The organism is Peterkaempfera griseoplana, from assembly GCF_001418575.1.
GTDB lineage: Bacteria > Actinomycetota > Actinomycetes > Streptomycetales > Streptomycetaceae > Peterkaempfera > Peterkaempfera griseoplana.
Genome location: NZ_LIQR01000783.1, coordinates 1 through 2,359 on the forward strand (window position 1 = coordinate 1; position 2,359 = coordinate 2,359).

General features: G+C 78.7%; 1 protein-coding gene. It reads right to left on the bottom strand.

Translation table 11 applies throughout. From position 1 onward, the window contains the following. Window positions 1-2,185, bottom strand: a 2,185-nt coding sequence (locus AOK09_RS36755; RefSeq protein WP_157876205.1) for a WD40 repeat domain-containing protein, incomplete at its 3' end; no start/stop codon positions are given. Window positions 2,186-2,359 lie beyond the last annotated feature (174 nt).

The window sequence follows — 2,359 nt, forward strand, 5'->3', positions numbered from 1 at the left end:
GGCGGTCGGCGGCGGCCAGCAGCGCCGCTCCGGGATAGGCGTCGACCAGGTGCCGCAGATCGCCGACCAGCTCCGGCGGCCATGCGCCGCCGCGCAGCAGCCGCAGTCCGTCGGTGTGGGCCAGCAGGGCGTCGGCGTCCTCCAGGGTGCGGGTCCAGACCGCCGAGGGGTCCGCGCCGACGGGCACCTCCGGGGGGTGGAGGTCCGCGACCAGCCGCAGCCCGGCGGCGGCCGCCTCGCGGGCGAGCCGGGGCAGCGGTCCGTCCCGGTGCGCGCCCCTGAGGTCGACCAGGAGATGGCAGATCCCGGCGCCCCGCGCGGCACGCAGCAGCGAGGCCGACTCCTCCCCCTCCAGGGCCTCCACCGCGGTCTCCAGGCCCACCGCGTCCCGCAGCCAGTCCGGGCCGCCGCCGCTGGGGGCGGGGGCCGGGTCGGGCGCGGCGACATGGGTGCGGCCGTCCTCGGAGCGGATCTCCAGGGGGCCGCCGGCGCCGGCCAGCAGCAGCCCGCCGTCGTCCAGCGCATACAGGTCGCGCACGCCGAAGGGCAGTGTCCTGGTACGGGGCTGCGACGCGGTCCCCGGCTCCGTGGCGAGTTCGACCAGCCGGGTGCCGCCGTCGGCCGCCCACAGCCCGTCCCCGCCGGGCCGCAGGGCCAGGCCGCTGGCCGGCCCCGGCAGCGGGCCCGGCTCCTGTACGGCTCCGGTGGCCGGGTCCCAGATCCGTACCCGGCCGTCCGCCACCGACCAGCAGATGCGGCCCGACCGCGGATCCCCGGTGAGCGCGGTCACCCGGCCGCCGGGCTCGCCGGTGTACACACGCCGGGGCGCGCCGGGGGCGCCGCAGTGCCAGAGGTGGACCCGCCCGGCCGTGTCGGCGGCGGCCAGCAGCGGGGAGGCCCCCGAGCACCACAGCCGTACCAGCTCGTCCGGATGCTCCAGCACCGTCGCGGGGCCTCCGTCCCGCGGGTGGAGCATGAGCTGACGGCGCGTCATGGTGACGAGTGCCGGTCCTGGATCCGTGCCCAGCCAGCCGAGGGCGGCGGGCTCCTGCTCCAGGACGAGCGGCTCCGCCTGGACGCCTTGGGTCGGACGTACCGTCACCAGATGTACCGCGCCGCCGGCCGAGAGTGCGGCACCGGAGCCGTCCGGCGTCACCGCCAGCAGCCGCGGCAGCCCCTCGAACTCGGCGGCGGCCCCCTGCTCGCCCTCCAGCCGCAGGACCGTCCGGCCGCCCGCACCCACCGCCACCGCCCAGCCGTCGCCCGGGCCGCCGTGCGCGCAGAGCACCACCGAGTCCATCTCCACCCGGGCCTGCGCCGTCCCCCCGTCCGGCAGCAGCCGGGCCACCACATCCAGCCGTACGGCGGCCTGCTGGCCGTCGTAGAGGTCCAGCGAGAACGACTCGGCGCCGGGCAGCGCCCCGCGAAGCGCCAGCCGGGCGCGGGCCGCGCCCGCCACCGTGCACACCCGGGCGTCGCGGGCCGGCGGGCGGCTCAGCAGCACCCCGTCGGCGGTCAGCCGCACACCCACCGCCACCTGGCCGCGCACCAGCGCCCGCGCCGCCAGCAGCTCCTCGGGGTCGCGGTCGACCGTCATCTCCCGGGGGAGGTCCAGTCCCAGCCGTTCGGCCGCGGCCACCCTCAGCCGCCAGGCGGCCTCGGTGTCGCGGACCGGGCCGGGCAGCCGGGGCAGGAAGTGCAGCAGCCAGCGGCCGACCTCGTCCGCCGATCCGTCCTCCCGGGCCAGCGCCCGCTCGAAGGGCTCCAGCTCCCGGCGTACGGCCTCCGCCGTCAGCTCCCGGTCCCCGGCGGTCGCCCACAGCAGCCGCTCGAAGGCACGTACCGCGGGCGGCGCCTGCCGGTGCTGGGCCTCGGTGAAGGCCCTCACCTCGGCCAGCGCGGCCCGGTCGGCGGCGGCCAGCTCCCGGCGCAGCTCGGTGGCGACGGCGGGGTCGAGCACCAGGGCCCGGCTGTCGGCGGCCTCCACCAGCGGGGAGAACCAGAGCAGCGCCTCCACGGCGAGTCCGCCGTGCGGCAGGAACGCCAGCCTGGCGCGCCGCACCATCTCCGGCTCGGCGTGCGCGGCCAGGCAGAGCGCGCGGGCCAGCAGCACCACCTGCGGCTGTTCCCGGCGCACCTCGTCGATCAGGTCGGTCGCCTCCCGCCGGGAGCGCACCGCTGTCATCCGCGCGGCCCCCGGTCCCGGAACCGCCGTGTCTCGGCGTGGGCGAAGCGGATCGAGGTGCGGCGTTCCAGCGGGACGAGCGGCACCGTCCGCCGGATCGCCTGGGGATAGGCCGTGGCCGGAAAGGGCGTCAGACAGGTCACCGGGGCCCCGGCGCGGCGCAGCCGCCGCAGC